General features: G+C 34.3%; 13 protein-coding genes. All 13 read left to right on the top strand.

Translation table 11 applies throughout. The features are described from left to right. The first annotated feature begins 3 nt into the window (after positions 1-3). The 13 genes from CLV00_RS11770 to CLV00_RS11710 all read left to right on the top strand — a co-directional run bounded on the left by CLV00_RS11770 (position 4) and on the right by CLV00_RS11710 (position 17,767). The gene (locus CLV00_RS11770) at positions 4-1,302 is read left to right on the top strand and encodes an efflux RND transporter permease subunit (RefSeq protein WP_099715378.1); all 1,299 of its coding nucleotides are present in this window, start codon (positions 4-6) and stop codon (positions 1,300-1,302) included. Continuing rightward, positions 1,299-3,236 carry an efflux RND transporter permease subunit gene (locus CLV00_RS11765; RefSeq protein WP_099715377.1) on the top strand — a complete coding sequence of 646 codons (1,938 nt, stop codon included), beginning with the start codon at positions 1,299-1,301 and terminating at the stop codon, positions 3,234-3,236. Before CLV00_RS11770 ends, CLV00_RS11765 begins: the two co-directional genes overlap by 4 nt. Beyond that, positions 3,223-4,476 (top strand): TolC family protein, encoded by a 1,254-nt coding sequence (locus tag CLV00_RS11760; protein ID WP_099715376.1) that lies wholly within the window; start codon positions 3,223-3,225, stop codon positions 4,474-4,476. The genes CLV00_RS11765 and CLV00_RS11760 overlap by 14 nt, the downstream gene beginning before the upstream one ends. Positions 4,477-4,478: 2 nt before the next feature. Further along, positions 4,479-5,726 carry an efflux RND transporter periplasmic adaptor subunit gene (locus CLV00_RS11755; RefSeq protein ID WP_099715375.1) on the top strand — a complete coding sequence of 416 codons (1,248 nt, stop codon included), beginning with the start codon at positions 4,479-4,481 and terminating at the stop codon, positions 5,724-5,726. Positions 5,727-5,728: 2 nt separating this feature from the next. Continuing rightward, on the top strand, positions 5,729-6,943 hold the full coding sequence (locus CLV00_RS11750; protein WP_099715374.1) for an efflux RND transporter periplasmic adaptor subunit: 1,215 nt from the start codon (positions 5,729-5,731) through the stop codon (positions 6,941-6,943). 187 nt (positions 6,944-7,130) lie between these two features. Further along, entirely contained in the window at positions 7,131-7,670 is a 540-nt protein-coding gene (locus CLV00_RS11745; protein ID WP_099716323.1) for an AAA family ATPase, read from the top strand. Next, the gene (locus CLV00_RS11740; RefSeq protein ID WP_099715373.1) at positions 7,667-10,204 is read left to right on the top strand and encodes a heavy metal translocating P-type ATPase; all 2,538 of its coding nucleotides are present in this window, start codon (positions 7,667-7,669) and stop codon (positions 10,202-10,204) included. Before CLV00_RS11745 ends, CLV00_RS11740 begins: the two co-directional genes overlap by 4 nt. Positions 10,205-10,238: 34 nt before the next feature. Further along, a complete protein-coding gene (locus CLV00_RS11735; RefSeq protein ID WP_099715372.1) occupies positions 10,239-11,483 on the top strand; it encodes a hypothetical protein in 1,245 nt (414 codons plus the stop codon). Between the two features lie 11 nt (positions 11,484-11,494). Next, complete coding sequence (locus tag CLV00_RS11730; RefSeq protein ID WP_143394893.1) at positions 11,495-12,559, top strand: hypothetical protein; 1,065 nt, start codon at positions 11,495-11,497, stop codon at positions 12,557-12,559. Between the two features lie 112 nt (positions 12,560-12,671). After that, the gene (locus CLV00_RS11725) at positions 12,672-13,382 is read left to right on the top strand and encodes a PepSY domain-containing protein (RefSeq protein WP_099715370.1); all 711 of its coding nucleotides are present in this window, start codon (positions 12,672-12,674) and stop codon (positions 13,380-13,382) included. Between the two features lie 78 nt (positions 13,383-13,460). Next, positions 13,461-14,330: a DUF2911 domain-containing protein gene (locus CLV00_RS11720; protein ID WP_099715369.1), complete on the top strand. Its 870-nt coding sequence runs from the start codon at positions 13,461-13,463 to the stop codon at positions 14,328-14,330. A 28-nt stretch (positions 14,331-14,358) separates the two neighbouring features. Then, on the top strand, positions 14,359-14,844 hold the full coding sequence (locus CLV00_RS11715; protein ID WP_233206897.1) for a DUF305 domain-containing protein: 486 nt from the start codon (positions 14,359-14,361) through the stop codon (positions 14,842-14,844). Between the two features lie 115 nt (positions 14,845-14,959). Next, positions 14,960-17,767: a multicopper oxidase domain-containing protein gene (locus CLV00_RS11710; protein ID WP_233206896.1), complete on the top strand. Its 2,808-nt coding sequence runs from the start codon at positions 14,960-14,962 to the stop codon at positions 17,765-17,767. Positions 17,768-17,778: the final 11 nt, after the last annotated feature.

The raw sequence follows: 17,778 nt of genomic DNA, 5'->3' as shown, positions 1-17,778 counted from the left end.
ATTATGGTAGAAAAATTAATATCATTTTCACTAAAAAATAGATTTGTTGTTCTTCTCGTCTCAGCTTGCTTATTAGCTTGGGGTATTTATAGCGTGCAACAAAATCCTATAGATGCCATTCCAGATTTATCCGAAAATCAAGTCATTGTCTTCACGGAATGGATGGGAAGAAGCCCGCAGGTTATAGAAGCACAAGTAACCTATCCTTTGGTCTCTAACCTACAAGGTATACCAAAAGTCAAAAATATTCGTGGTGCATCTATGTTTGGGATGAGCTTTGTATATATCATTTTTGAAGATGATGTAGATGTCTATTGGGCAAGAACTCGTGTATTGGAAAGATTAAATTATGCCCAACGATTACTACCTCAAAACGTAGTGCCGACATTAGGCCCAGATGGAACTGGAGTTGGTCACGTCTTTTGGTATCATTTAGAGGCTAACGGTATGGACTTGGGAGAACAAAGAGCTTTACAAGATTGGTACGTGAAATTTGCATTACAAACTGTTCCTGGCGTGGCTGAAGTAGCATCATTTGGTGGTTTTGAAAAACAGTACCAATTAGTGCTAGATCCCTTGAAAATGCAGTACTATAATGTGAGTATGATGGAAGTGATGAATGCAGTCAAAGCAAATAACAATGATGTTGGTGGTCGAAAATTTGAGATGAGTAATATGTCTTACATAGTAAGAGGTTTAGGGTACATAAAAAACATAAAAGATGTAGAAGATATTGCTATTAAAAATTATAATTCCGTTCCAGTAAAGGTAAAAGACATTGGTTCGATACAAATGGGTGGAGATTTACGCTTGGGAATTTTTGATGAAAATGGAACAGGTGAAGTTGTAGGAGGAATTGTAGTCATGCGTTATGGTGAAAATGCAGATAAAGTTATAAAAGCAGTAAAAGAAAAAATGAAAGAAGTTGAAAAAGGATTGCCTGAAGGCGTTTCTTTTAAAACGTCTTATGACCGAAGTGAATTGATAGAAAATGCAATCGCATCTGTTAAAGGAACTTTAATAGAAGAAATGATTGTTGTTTCAATTGTCATACTACTTTTTCTTTTTCATTGGCGAAGTGCTTTAATTATCTTAATACAATTGCCTATATCTGTGGCCATTGGCTTTATTTTGCTTGAAGCATTTGGTATATCATCTAATATCATGTCATTAACGGGTATTGCATTAGCTATAGGTGTTGTCGTCGATGACGGAATTGTAATGGTGGAAAATGCGTATAGGACAATTTCGGAGAAACAGGAAGAGATGGAGAGTAATCAAAATAATTCGGAAATAAAATGAAAGACAAAATAAAAAATATATTCAAAAAAGAACACGACCCGTTATCTTCTGAAGAAAAATTACAACTTATAGAAAGTTCTTCGAAATTAGTTGGCCCAGGTGTTTTTTATTCAACACTCATTGTAATAGCATCTTTTTTACCTGTATTTCTTCTCACAGGTATGGAAGGTAAATTATTCAGCCCATTGGCTTGGACAAAATCGTTTATACTTATAGTAGATGCTTTTTTAGCCATTACACTTACTCCAGTTCTAATTAGTTTTCTGCTTAAAGGTAAACTTCGTCCAGAAAACAAAAATCCAATTAATAAAAAACTGGAAAGCATATATACTCCTATTTTAATTTTTTGTTTAAAATGGAGGAAAACAGTATTAGGTATTAATATAATTGCGCTCCTGATTGGCGTTTTAATGTTTACCCGTTTAGGGACAGAATTTATGCCACCTTTAGATGAAGGTTCCGTGCTTTTTATGCCTGTAACATTGCCAGATGTATCCAATTCTGAAGTGAAACGAATTTTACAAGTGCAAGACAAATTGATAAAATCGATACCCGAAGTAGCACACGTATTGGGAAAAGCAGGAAGGGCTAATACTGCTACCGATAATAGTCCAATTAGCATGATTGAATCTATTGTTTTGCTGAAACCCCAAAACGAATGGAGAGAAGACAAAACGAAAGCCGATATTGTTAATGAAATAAATAATAAACTTCAAATTCCAGGAGTTACGAATGGTTTTACACAGCCCATCATTAATAGGATTAATATGCTTTCTACTGGTATTAGAACCGATGTAGGAATAAAGATTTACGGAGCAAGCTTAGACACTATCAATGTTTTATCTCAAAAAATAAAAAAAGCCCTTGAAGGTACTTCTGGCGTAAAAGATTTATATGCGGAACCGATTACTGGCGGAAAGTACATCGATATCGAGGCAAAAAGAGAGGCCATTGGCAGATACGGACTTACAATAGATGATATAAACAATGTGGTAGAAGCGTCTATTGGTGGAATGAAACTTACTACAACCATTGAGGGAAGACAACGATTTTCTGTAAATGCAAGATATGCTCAAGAATACAGAAATAGTATTGAGGCATTAAAAAAACTCCAAGTGCAAACAATGGAGTTTGGTCCTATTCCATTAGAAGCCGTTGCCGATGTAAAAATAAGCGATGGTCCTCCAATGATAAATAGCGAAAATGCAATGCTACGAGGCAGTGTCCTGTTTAATGTGCGAGAGCGTGATCTAGGAAGTACGGTAAAAGAAGCGCAAAAAAAATTGAATGCAATGATCACTAAAATGCCAAAAGGCTATTATGTGGAGTGGAGCGGACAATGGGAAAACCAAATCAGAGCCAATAAAACATTAAGCATGATTTTACCTATAGTTGTCATCATTATTTTCCTCATTCTGTACTTCACCTATCATTCTATGAAAGAAGCACTGATTACAATGATAACCGTACCGTTTGCTTTGATTGGAGGAATTTTTATGGTCTATTTTTATGGAATAAATTTATCCGTAGCCGTTGCAGTTGGTTTTATAGCATTGTTTGGAATGGCAATCGAAACCGCTATGTTAATGACTATTTATTTGAATGAAGCGATGAACAAAATGGTAGAAAAACACGGGAACAGTGCAGCAACAATCACAGAAGCAATTTTGAAACAGTACATTATTGACGGTTCTGCCAAAAGATTAAGACCAAAATTGATGACCGTTTCCGTTTCCCTATTTGGATTAATCCCTATCCTTTGGGCAACAGGAACTGGAGCCGATGTGATGTTGCCAATTACGGTTCCACTCATTGGGGGTACAATTACCTCAACAATTTATGTATTATTAGTAACTCCTATAGTTTTTGAGATGGTAAAACTTCGAGAATTAAAAACAAAAGGCAAAATAGAACTTATAGATGTTAAAGAATAACTGTTATATCGCAATAAGCTGTTTGATTTTAAGTACTGCTAATATGGCGGCGCAAACACTTTCGTTGGATGCTGTTTTGACGAATATCAAAACAAATAATCCACAACTAAAAATGTATGATGCTGATATTCAAAGTATGGATGCAGCAGCAAAAGGAGCAAAAAGTTGGATGCCTCCGCAAGTGGAAACGGGTTTTTTTATGACGCCTTACAATAGTAAATTATGGAAAGCCGATGAAATGGGGCCTGGTATGGGATCTTACATGGTTGGTGTTACACAAATGATACCGAATGCTAGAAAACTTAAGTCTGATTTCAATTACATGAATGCAATGTCATCTGTTGAAAAAGAGAATAAAGGTTATACAATTAATCAATTAAAGGCACTGGCAAAAACGAATTATTACCAATGGCTGGTATTAAATAAAAAAATAAAAATTGCGGATGATAATTTATTGCTCTTAGACTATATGATAAAAAGTATGGAAATACGCTATCAGTATAATATGGATAAATTGCCAACCTATTACAAAGCAAAATCGCAATACGGTGCATTACAAAGTATGATTGTAATGTTACAAAACGATATTTCCCAGAAGCGAATTATGCTAAATACCTTGATGGCTAGAGATAAAAACACTTTGTTTGAAATAGATGAAACCTATAAATTAAATGATTTTGATACCATAAAAGCAGATACAACCTCACTTTCCCAAAACCGAAGTGATGTTAAAGCTATTGAAAAAACAATGGTATTAAATCAATTAAAAATTGAAACCGAAAAAGCAAAATTATTACCAGAATTTGGTGTCAAATATGACCATATGTTTGCCTTTGGAGAACAGCCAAAACAATTCTCTTTAATGGGAATGATTACTATTCCCATGCCTTGGTCAACAAAAATGAATAAAGCCAATATCAACAGTTTTAAAATCAAGAATGAAGGTCTCAACTGGCAAAAGCAAATGATTTTGAATGAAGCAGCAGGAATGATTTCGGGTATGAATACAGAATTGATAAACCTAAAAAAACAATATGATATTGCTGAAAAAAATATCATTCCTGCCTTAAAACGAAACTATGATACTGCAATATTGGCTTGGCAGAATAATACGGGAGATTTATTTGTAGTATTGGATGCTTGGGAAGCGTTAAATATGGCACAAATTGATGCTCTGGATAAATTGCAAAATATTTTAAGCACACAAGTAGAAATCGAAAAACAACTAGAAATCAAATAATTATGAATAAATATTTAAAATATAGTTTGGTTTTAATCGTAATTTCTAGTATAGGATTTGCTATCTATTTCTTTCCAATAAAATCAGACAATCACTTGGAGAATTTACATCAAAAAGAAGTATACACCTGTTCTATGCATCCCCAAATTATTCGCGACAAACCTGGCAATTGTCCTATTTGCGGAATGACTTTGATAAAAAAAATAACAGAAAGCCAAGCTGAGGAAGACAATTCTATTGATAATCTTTTGAAACCTACTGATAATTTTATCGTCGGGAATTATCAAACTACAACAGCTAAAGACACGACATTAAGCAGTGAGGTAGACTTACCTGGAATAGTGTCTTATGATCCAAATTCATCAGTAAATATTGCTGCTCGAATAAGTGGAAGAATAGAAAAAATGTATGTCAATTATAAGTACCAAAAAGTAGCTAAAGGACAGAAATTATTTGATTTATACAGCCCTGAATTATTGACAGAACAGCAAAATTTTATTTATTTAGTTTCCAATGATTCCGATAATACCTCAATTATTAAAGCCTCAAAGCAAAAATTATTGCTTTATGGAATGACTAAAAATCAGATAAATTCATTGTCTTCCTCCAAAAAAGTAAATCCTCAAGTTTCAATTTACAGTCCAGCTTCTGGAATTATTCAAGGAACAGAAAAAATGGATAATACAAGCAATTCGACGATGCAAAGTACAAGTAATAATACAGAAATATTAAACATAAAGGAAGGTAACTACATAAAAAAGGGAGAAGTCGTTTTTAAATTAGTAAATACAGATAAAGTATGGGGTATCTTTAATGTTAGTCAAGGGTACAATAGTCTAATCAAAACCAATCAAGCTATCAAAATTGCTACAGAATTAGACAAAAATGAATTCATGGATGCAAAAATAAATTTTATTGAAACTCAATTTAATCCAGCAGATAAATCCAATAGAATTAGGGTATACCTAAACAACATTAAACTAAAATTCCCAATAGGTCTGCGATTACAAGGAATTGTGAAAACAAATTCAGTACAAGGGGTTTGGCTGCAAAAACAAGCATTAGTGAGTATTGGCAACAAGAGAATAGTTTTTATAAAAAAGAATAATGGCTTTAAAGCAACTGCAATAAAAGCAGGAATTGAAATAGATGATTTTATTCAAATTATCAGTGGAATTTCCGTTGAGGATACTATTGCTAAAAATGCACAATATTTAATTGATAGCGAAAGCTTTATTAAAACCGAATAATTATGAAAACGATAAATATAATAGGAATTCTATCAATACTACTTACTGTATGTATAGCTTGTAATACTAAAAACAAAGAAGACCATAGCGCACATAAAAGTAAAGAAACTGTTTTTTACACTTGTTCTATGGATCCTCAAGTAAAGGAGGATAAGCCTGGGAAATGTCCCATTTGCCACATGGAGTTAACTCCAATAAAAAGTGACGACACAGCTGCAAACGAGATAAGCTTGAGTAAACAGCAGCTCCAATTGGGGAACATCATCACGCAAACTGTCGCAACAACTCAAAGCAGTTTAGAACAAAATTATACAGGGGTTTTAACAATTAATCAAGAAAAAATTAACACCATTTCTGCTAGAGCAATGGGGCGAATTGAAAAGTTATACTTCAAAACGGTCGGAGATTATGTTGCTAAAAACGAACCAGTATATCAATTGTATAGTGAAGATATTGCCATAGCCAAACAAGATTACTTCACAGCATACAAACAACTTACCATGCCAGGTGATTTTGGAAAAAATGCACGTACGATGCTCATTGCTGCCAAACAAAAACTATTATTCTTTGGTTTATCCAATGCCCAAATTGAAACTATAAAATCGAGTAAAGAGATTTCTCCGTACACTATTTTCTATAGTAATAGCAGTGGAACTATCTCGGAGATAATAGCAACAGAAGGCAGTTATGCAATGGAGGGTACTGGTATAATTAAATTGGCAAATTTAAATAGTCTTTGGCTCGAAACACAGGTGAATATAAATTATGCAAAAAGCATGCACCTTGGACAAAACGCCAAAGTTTCATTTACTGATTATCCTGATAAAACTATAATCGCAAAAATTTCATTTATAAATCCTGAAATAAATCCAGACACCAGACTGCTTTTAATTCGAATGGAAGTGCCCAATCAAAACTTGCTGTTGAAACCCGGAATGCAGGCAATTGCAAGATTGACACAATCCAATATAAAAGGAGTATTCATACCTACTGATGCTGTCATCAGGGAAGAAAATGCTTCTTACATCTGGATTGAAAAAAGACCAGGAGTATTTGAAAGCATAATGGTGGAAACAGGAGTAGAAACCAATGGGATGATTGAAATTAAATCAGAAATGGATCCATCTAAAAAAGTAGTCATTACTGGAGCGTATGCCATAAATAGCGAATATAAATTCCGAAAAGGAAATGATCCTATGGAGGGAATGAAAATGTAGTGTTTAGCAAGAAATGACACATACCTATAGTATTATTGAGACGGCACGTGTTCAAAAATAATATTATATTCGATCTGCGTGCTTTGCAAAAATCATAGCCAAAGGTTGAAAACCATAATAAATAGAAAACGAATTGAAACTAGTATGAATGAATTATGTTCTACTTGCAATTTTAAAAGTGATGAAAATGGACAATCAAAAAGTAGATACCAATTGGTATGTTATTACAGGTGGACCTAGTACAGGTAAAACAACAGTAATTGATATGTTATCGAAAAGGGGCTACAAAACAACTATTGAACACGCCAGACATTACATTGATAGCATGAGGGAAGAAGGTAAAAGTCTAGAAGAAATAAGAGAAAATAAAAGACAATTTCAATTAGCTGTGCTAGATATGCAAATTGAACAAGAAGCGGAATTATCACCTATTGAAACTGTTTTTCTTGACAGGGCTATTCCTGATGCGATGACCTATTATCAGTTTTTAAATCTTGATTATGACGAAAAATTACTTAATGCCATTAAGAGGGTGTCTTATAAAAAGATTTTTATTTTAGACCGATTACCTTTTACAAAAGACTATGCAAGAACAGAAGACGAAGAAGCACAAAAAACCATTCATAGATTAATTTTCGAGGTTTACAATTTATTAAGTTTTCCAGTCATTTTTGTTCCATTATTAACACCAAATGAAAGAGTAAATTTTATTTTAAAAAACATATGATACATACCTATAAAATTACCGGAATGACTTGCGATAGCTGTCGTTCTAAAGTGGAAAAAACATTGAATGCCATCGATGGAATTCAAGCAACGGTTACTTTGAATCCTCCAATTGCAACTATAACAATGGAAAAACACATTCCACTGGATCAATTTCAAGAGGCATTAACAACCGTTGGAAAGTACACTATAGAAATGAGTAGCGCTAACGATACAACTCACAAAACTGTCAATGAGCCAATAACAAAATCGTGTTGCAGTACTAAAACTAGTGATAACATGGATACAATACCTTCACTAAGTAATGCTCAAGGCAAATACTATTGTCCGATGCATTGTGAAGGAGACAAGGTTTACGATAAGCCCGGGAGTTGTCCAGTATGCGGAATGAATTTAGAAAAAGTTCATGAATTAAGTGCGGTTAAAAAATTATACACCTGTCCGATGCACCCGGAGGTAATCAAAGAAGAACCTGGCTCCTGCCCTATTTGCGGAATGGATTTAGTACCAATGGAACCTACAGATAGTGAAGACAAAAAGGTTTACAATGATTTGCTTAAGAAAATGAAAGTAGCAACAGCCTTTACAATTCCTGTTTTCGCAATAGCTACTATAGAAATGATGTCAAATAATCCGTTAGAAAAGATAATGGGCATTTCATACTGGAATTGGGTACAATTGATTTTGACGCTTCCCGTGGTTTTTTATGCGTGTTGGATGTTCTTTGTTCGCGCTTGGAAGTCAATTGTTACCTGGAATCTCAACATGTTTACGCTGATAGGAATTGGTACTGGAGTAGCTTTCTTGTTTAGTTTGGTTGGCATGTTTTTTCCTGATATTTTTCCAAATGAATTTAAAACCGAAAGCGGCACAGTGTTACTTTATTTTGAAGCAACAACGGTCATATTAACCTTGGTTTTGTTAGGCCAATTATTAGAAGCAAGAGCACACAGTCAAACTAGCGGTGCCATAAAAGAATTATTGAAATTAGCGCCCACCGAAGCGACTTTGGTTATCGAAGGAGGGGACAAAGTAATCTCGATTCACGACATCAAAAAAGGAGATTTATTACGAGTAAAACCGGGAGATAAAATTCCAGTAGATGGAAAAATTACTGATGGAGAAAGTACTATAGATGAATCTATGATTTCAGGAGAGCCTATTCCTGTTGATAAAAAGATTGATGATTCAGTTATAGCGGGAACCATAAACGGAAATAAATCCTTTGTTATGATTGCCGAGAAAGTTGGTTCGGAAACCTTGCTTTCGCAAATTGTTAAGATGGTAAATGATGCGAGCCGATCCAAAGCACCCATTCAAAAACTCGCGGATAGCATTGCAAAATATTTTGTACCGATTGTAGTTGTAGTTTCTGTCTTAACCTTTTTTGTTTGGGCAAAATTTGGACCGGAACCTGCCCTAGTCTATGGTTTTATCAATGCCATTGCAGTATTAATAATTGCCTGTCCTTGTGCTTTGGGATTAGCCACACCAATGTCGGTAATGGTCGGCGTAGGTAAAGGAGCACTATCAGGTGTTTTGATAAAAAATGCTGAAGCATTAGAGAATATGAACAAGGTAAATGTTCTGATAACTGATAAAACAGGTACCATTACCGAAGGAAAACCTTCTGTCGAAAAAGTGTTCTCCTTACAAAATGACGAAAATGGGCTATTGCAAAATATCGCTTCTTTAAATCAGTACAGCGAACACCCATTGGCGCAAGCCGTAGTCAATTTTGCAAAAGCAAAAAATATTTCATTAATCGAAGTCAACGATTTTGAAGCCATTGCTGGAAAAGGAGTTATTGGGACGGTAACCAATAAAAAAGTGGCCCTCGGAAATAAAAAACTAATGGAACAAGTGAACGCCACAGTTTCTGATGAATTGGAAAATAAAATTGTAGCCGAACAAAAACTAGGAAAAACAGTTTCTTATATTTCCATCGATGGGGTTGCTTTGGGTTTTGTAACCATTACAGACAAGATAAAAGAAACAAGCAAAGAAGCAATAAAAGAACTGATGCGTCAGGGTGTTGAAGTAATAATGATAACGGGCGACAATGAAAACACCGCAAAAGCCGTCGCTGCCGAACTCGATCTTAGTTCATTCATCGCAGGAGCCCTCCCCGAAGACAAACTAAATGAAATTAAGCGCCTCCAATCCCTCGGAAAAATTGTCGCGATGGCAGGAGACGGCATCAACGATGCCCCTGCATTAGCACAGTCAGACATCGGAATTGCCATGGGTACCGGAACTGACGTGGCGATAGAAAGTGCTAAAATAACTTTAGTAAAAGGCGATTTACAAGGTATTGTGAAAGCCAAAAAATTGAGCCACGCAGTAATGAGTAACATTAAACAAAATTTGTTTTTTGCCTTTTTCTACAATGTTTTAGGTGTGCCAATTGCAGCCGGAGTTTTATATCCATTTTTCGGGATTTTACTTTCTCCTATGATAGCAGCTTTGGCAATGAGTTTTAGTTCAGTATCCGTAATTGTAAATGCGTTAAGATTAAGACGTTTGAAACTTTAGAACATGTGAATAGAAATTTATATGGTAAATTAAAATGAATAACCTTACTCAAATAGTCCAACAATACAAAACCGATGCCGAAAGTGTTTATAATACTTGGTTTGTCGATAACGACCAAAGGCTAAAAGCATTTCGAACCATTCGTAGAGGAATTTTACAAGTCATTGACGATATCAAAGACAAGACTTTTCCAAATGATTTTAAAGGGAGTAGTTTAGAATTTGTGTTGAGTTGTATTGCAGAACAAAAACAAATTTTTGTAGGTGTGGCACATCCTTTTTATTGGAAACCAAAATTAAGAATTCCAGATATTTACGAAAATCCAAACAATAAAATTGCTTTCGGCCAATTTCTCGAAAACTGCATCAATGCCAAAACCGAAGAACAGATTATAAAAGAGATTGTTAAATTGGATGAGTTAAAAATAAAAGGTTTAGGTCCGGCGGTAGCCAGTATTTTATATTTCTTGCACCCCACTTGGTTTCCGCCATTCAATACGGCAATTCTCAACGGATTTAATTTTTTATTCAAAGACAAAAAGAAGTTAGGAAGTTGGACAGAATATTTAAAAATCCGAGAAACATTAATTGAAACTAACAGCAAACACAAAGCAGAATTATCTAACGATTTAGGAGCGATTGCCGGATTGTGTTTTGAGATTGGAACACAAAAAATGCTAATTGGTAACGATGAATATTTAAGCGAAGACGAACGCACAAAGTTCGAAAAGAATATACTAAAACGCCAAAAAGAAATTCAGGAAGAAAAATTAGCAGAAAACCTTCATAACGAAATGCAATACCATTTGTTAAAAATTGGCAGTTCATTAGGTTACGATGTTACTCCGGCCAGTAATGATAAAAGCAAAGCATTCAATGGTCAAAGTTTTTCGTTTATATCAATTAGTAAATTTCCTGAATTACCAACAGATAAGGACACCCAAAATACGATTAAACTCATTGATGTACTTTGGTTTAAAAAAGGAACAAACAAAATCATTGGAGCATTTGAAGTAGAAAAAAGCACCAGTATTTATTCAGGTATTTTACGTTTATCCGACTTGTATTTTAGTATTTCCAATGGCGAAGAGGTATTTTATATCATCATTCCAAACAGTCGCGAAAAAGATGTGATACAACAATTGAATAGACCTGTTGTTAAAAATTCAAAAATGAATATCAAATACATACTATTTTCAGAATTGCGAAGTCAATGTGATGCGATTTGCAAGTTTGGTTCAGATTATTCCATTATGGAAAAAATAGCAAAATCAACTTAAATAATAAAAAAATGAAAAATCTTGTAGTACTCAAAAAATTTCAGATTATGGTAGTATTAGTAGTGGCTGGCTTAATAATTGGCAGCTGCAATAATCCTAAAAAAACAATGCAATTAGCAAAAGTATATGTAGCCAATGAGGATGGAGGTAGCATTTCTGTTATAAACCTTCAGGACAGCACAAAAAATACAGAAATATCAATTAGTGACTCTTCAGGAATGATGTTTATGGCTCATAACGTACAAGTTGCACCTGATGGGAAATCCGTTTGGGTGACGGCGATACCTATGGATAGTACAGCAACAAATCAATTGATAGTAATCGATCCAAACACTAATTCAATAAAAAAACGTATTGAACTTGGTAAGGATTTGCATCTGGCTCATGTAGTTTTAGATAATAAATCTGAATATGCTTATGCAACTGCAAATGAAACAAATCAGATATTTCAAGTCGATGCTAAAACATATAAAATAACTCAAAAATTTGAGTTAGGAAAAGGATATTTACCACATGGTTTTAGACATCAAAACGGAAAACTTTATGTTGCAAATATGGATGCAAAAAGTATGTCGATTATTACTATTTCTGATGGCACAATAACAGACATTCCACTGGGAGGAGTGGCTGTGCAAGTTGCAACTACACAAGATGAAAAATTTATTTTTGCGAGTTTGTATGATACTAAAGAAGTAGTAAACTATGATATTAAAAATGCTCAAATAACAAGAATAAAATTACCAAATGATGCGCAAGGTCCAATTCAATTATATGCCACGCCCGACAGTAAATTGTTATATGTAGCCGATCAAGGGGAAACAATGGGTAGACCTGTTTCAAATAAAGTTTTTGTAATTGACATAACCAGTAACAAAGTTATTAAAACTATAACCGTAGGTAATAAGGCACACGGTGTAGTGGTTAGTAAAGACGGAAAAACAGTTTATGTTACCAATAGTGGTGACAATACTGTTTCAGTAATAGATGTGACAACTCAAAAAGTAATTAATACAATTGCAGTAGGCAAAAAACCGAATGGAATAAGTTATTCGTCCGAAACTGGCGGAATGGAATAGAAAATTAGGCAATGAATATTCTAATATATTCTGTTTTATATAATTGCAATTTTAATGCGATTTTCAAAGTTGGTTCAGTTTATTTAACAATTTAAAAAAAATTAAAAGGTAAATGATTAAAGGAAAAAAAGTAAAATGGATTAGAAAATCTCACCGATATTTAGGAATATTTTTAGGTCTTCAATTCTTAATGTGGACCATTAGCGGTCTGTATTTTAGTTGGTCTAATATTGATGATATTCATGGAATTCAATTTCATAAAAAAGGAATTGTTGCCGAGTCGTTTTCAGGTTTAATAAGTCCTTCCCTACTTCATCCTTCGATAGCAATTCAATCTATAGAATTAAGGGTAATAAATAATCAACCTTTTTATTGGGTTAATGACAAGATGCTTTACAATGCCAAAACAGGAGACTTAAAAAAAGGAATCACTAAAGAAGAAGCATTAGCAACTGCGGATAAAAATATTGTATCAGGTTTAAAAGTAAAAGAAATACAACTTATTAAAGAAGTAGGGAAACACCATGAATATAGAGAGCATTTACTACCTGCCTATGTTATTTCATACCAAGAACCAAATAATTTAAAGGCTTATATTTCAGCAAATGATGGAGCTTTTCAAACGATTAGACACCGCGATTGGAGATGGTTTGATTTTTTATGGATGACCCATACCATGGATTATGAGGGTAGAGACAATATGAATAATATTGTTTTGCGACTATTTTCATTATTAGGGTTAATAACCGTTTTAAGTGGTTTTTTACTTTGGTATATCTCATCGCCTACTATTAGAAAAATTTGGAGGAAAATAAAAAAATAATTTAAAATAATAAAAAACAGTAAAATCAATTTAAAATCAATTTAAAATCAATTTAAAATCAATTTAAAATCAAAAACCATGAAAAAAATAATTCTAATACACTTCTTTATTTTACAAGCTTTAATAATTTCGGCACAAGAAAAAGTTCAAATAAAACTAACTTCTGCAAGTCCATCTGCATCATTTGAACAAGAATTGGGTAGCACAATAATCAAAGTTTCTTACAGCAGACCACTAGCAAGAGGCAGAAAAATATTTGGTGAATTAGTACCTTTTGAAAAACTCTGGCGAACTGGCGCTAGTGATTGTACTTCAATAACTACCAACGAAGATATTGTATTTGGAAATACTACTTTAAAAATGGGTAGTTACTCAATATTCACAATACCTTCTAAAAAGGAGTGGACAATAATTGTAAATACAGATACTACATTACATGGAGAAACCGGATACGATGCCAAAAAAGATGTTTTTCGTTTTACAGTTCCAGTAGAAAGCATACCCAATTTATATGAAACATTTACAATCGAAATAAATGATGTTAACAGTAAAGGGGAGGGATTTCTAAAAATAATATGGGAAAATTCGATGGTGAAAATTCCATTGAAAAGCAAAGCAGATGAAAATATTTTAGCAGTAATAGATAAAAACATCATTAAAGAAAAAACTCAAGATGCTAATTTATTATTTCAAGCAGCAAACTATTATTACAGTACAAACAGAGATTCCAAACAAGCAATAGCTTGGCTTATTGAAGCCGAAAAATTAGATCCACAAAATTTTTACTATCCTAATTTGAGACAAAAAATAGCAACGGAACTAAAAGACTATCCAAGTGCAATTGAAGCAGGTAAAAAAGCTTTATCAATAGCAGAATTAAAAAAAATGAAAAGTGTTGAATCACTTAAAAAACAAATTTTAGAGTTGGAGTTACTATTAAAAAAATAAATTAATTTTAAATCAAAAAATTATGGCAATGAAACACACAACAGAAGAGCATTCAAAAGAATTAAGTTTGACTATTTACAAGAAATTAGCGATTATGATAGTGTTATCATTTATAGCTATGTACATACTAATGTATGCAATGGTAGATGTTTTTGCCAATGTAATACCCAATATAAACCAATTTTACATGGCTGGACTGATGACCATGCCGATGCTCATAATTGAACTTCTAGTGATGGGTAGCATGTACGGAAATAAGAAATTAAATATTTCACTGGTTGTCACTGGATTTATTGCTTTGATTCTATTTTTTGCAGGCATTAGGCAACAGGCAGCGGTTGGAGATAAAGAATTTTTAAAATCAATGATACCACACCATGCTGCAGCAATATTAATGGGTAAAGAGTCATCGGTTACCGACCCTGAAATAAAGGAATTAATTAAAAATATCATTACCAGCCAACAGGCAGAGATTGACCAGATGAAAGCAAAGCTCAAAGAATTAGACAAATAATTCCATAAGAATTAGTAAATTAATTTTAAACTAAAAAAATGAAAAAATTATAGTATTAATATTCATTATGTCTATTAATTCCTTTGCCCAAGCACAGGATATGAAAGGTATGGATATGTCAAAAAAAGAAAAGGCGCAAAAGGTGCAGCCCACAACATACACCTGCCCAATGCATCCCGAAATTCACGCTAACAAGCCAGGGAAATGCCCTAAATGCGGAATGACGTTGATAAAGGAAAAAGCTAAAACGGTTAAAAAAACTGTGGTGAAGAAGCATGATGAAATGCAAATGCCCATGAAAAAGACTTCTAAAAAGAAGGACGACATGGACAATATGAAAACGGATAATAATAAGGTGGCATCCGTAACATACACCTGCCCAATGCATCCCGAGATTCACGCTGACAAGCCAGGGAAATGCCCTAAATGCGGAATGACTTTGGTAAAGGAAAAACCGAAAGCAGTTAAGAAATCGGTAGTGAAGAAGCATGATGAAATGCAAATGCCCATGAAAAAGAGTTCTGAAAAGAAAGACAACATGGACAACATGGACAATATGAAAATGGATAATAATGAGGCTCCTAAAAATCATGAGATGGGCAAAATGGATATGCCAAAAGCAAACTTAGGCTCCATAAAGACAATTGTAAACAACACACCGCCAAGGACAGTTCGATACGATTTATACGTGCGGGACACCATTGTAAATTTCACGGGTAAACCTAAAAGAGCCATTGCCGTAAACGGACAAATACCAATGCCACCACTAACGTTTACAGAAGGCGACACCGCAGAAATTTATGTGCACAATGAGCTGAACGAAGAAACATCGTTGCATTGGCACGGTTTGTTTTTACCCAACAAAGAAGATGGTGTGCCAAACCTTACACAAATGCCAATCAAACCACATACTACCCATTTGTATAAATTTCCAATTATTCAACACGGTACGCATTGGTATCATAGCCATACCGGATTGCAGGAACAAATAGGAATGTACGGTTCTTTTACTATGAATAAAAGAGAAGAGCTTGACATTCCCACCGTGCCCATAGTTTTGAGTGAGTGGACGGATCTGAATCCCAATAATGTACATCGAATGTTGCATAATGCTTCGGATTGGTTTGCTATTAAAAAAGGAACAACCCAAAGTTATGCAGAAGCCATAAGAAGCGGCTATTTTAAAACCAAACTTAATAACGAATGGAAGCGAATGAACGCTATGGATGTGAGCGATGTGTACTACGATAAATTCTTAATAAACGGAAAAAGTGAAAGCCAACTTTCACATTTTAAAGCAGGCGATAAAGTCCGATTACGAATTGCAAACGGCGGAGCCTCCACTTATTTTTGGCTTACTTATGCAGGAGGTAAAATGACTGTTGTAGCAAGCGATGGTAACGATGTAGAGCCCGTTGAAGTAGATCGATTAATCATTGCGGTTTCTGAGACCTACGATGTTATCGTTACCATTCCTGCTGATAAAACTGCGTATGAATTTTTAGTTACATCCGAAGATCGCACAAAATCAGCTTCCTTATATTTAGGTGATGGTATCAAGCAATTAACGGCTCCGCTACCCAAGTTAAAATATTTTGAAGGGATGAAGATGATGAACGGCATGATGAAAATGAACGGAGATTTAGACGATATGGGAATGCAAATGTCGCTTAACCAAATGGATATGAACGTAGTTATGTATCCGGAAATAACTGGTGAACTAAAGCGAAAAGGCGACGATAAAATGCAAGGCATGGATATGGAAGGAGATAAAATGAATGGAATGGACATGAACAAAAAGGGAATGAAAGATAAGGATACAGACAAGGAGAAAAAAGATGCTATGAATATGGGTGACCATAAAATGGAAGGTATGGACCATCAATATGATTCCAATGCCCTTTCTGATATCGTTACCTTGAACTATGCCATGTTGAAAGCTCCAATCAAGACAACCCTTCCTAAAGATGCACCAGTAAAAGAATTAAAGTTTGAACTTACCGGAAATATGAATCGTTATGTTTGGAGTCTGGATAACAAAGTAGTTTCAGAAAGTGATAAAATATTAATTAAAAAAGGAGAAATCGTACGCATGATACTTCACAACAATTCTATGATGCGCCATCCCATGCACTTGCACGGACATGATTTTAGGGTAATCAACGGACAAGAAGATTACGCTCCAATGAAAAACATCATTGACATCATGCCAATGGAAACCGATACGCTCGAATTTGCAGCCACCGAAAGCGGTGATTGGTTTTTTCATTGTCATATTTTATATCACATGATGAGCGGAATGGGCAGGGTTTTTAGTTATGAAAACTCCCCTGCAAATCCATTAATCCCAAACCCTAAATTGGCACAACGCAAATTGTTTGCTGATGATAGAGCATTTCATTTTATGGCAGAAAATGATTTTGCTACAAACGGAAACGATGGAGAAGCGATGTATCAAAGTACACGTTGGAGTATCGGCACCGAATGGCGATTGGGTTACAAAGAACACCACGGTTATGAAACCGAAACTCATATTGGAAGATACATTGGAAAAATGCAATGGTTAATGCCTTTTATAGGTTTTGATTGGAGATATAGAAAAGTGGGAATAGACAATCAAGAAAGAAATCTTTTTGGGCAAACCAATACCAAAGACAACAGAGCTGTTTTTAGTGCAGGGGTTAATTACACATTACCAATGCTTATAGTCGCTCAAGCCGAAGTTTTTACCGACGGAAATGTACGTTTACAGTTTGAACGAAAAGACATTCCAGTTTCAAAAAGACTACGAATGAATTTAATGTGGAATACCGACAAAGAATATATGGCAGGTTTACGCTACATTGTCAAAAGAAACTTTGGAATCACTACACACTATGATAGTGATATGGGAATGGGATTAGGTGCTACTTTTAATTATTAAGAAACTCAAAT

Origin of the sequence: Flavobacterium sp. 11 (genome assembly GCF_002754315.1) — a bacterium.
GTDB lineage: Bacteria > Bacteroidota > Bacteroidia > Flavobacteriales > Flavobacteriaceae > Flavobacterium > Flavobacterium algoritolerans.
Note: the sequence above shows the minus strand (reverse complement) of the source record. Positions and strands in the feature narration are given on the sequence as shown.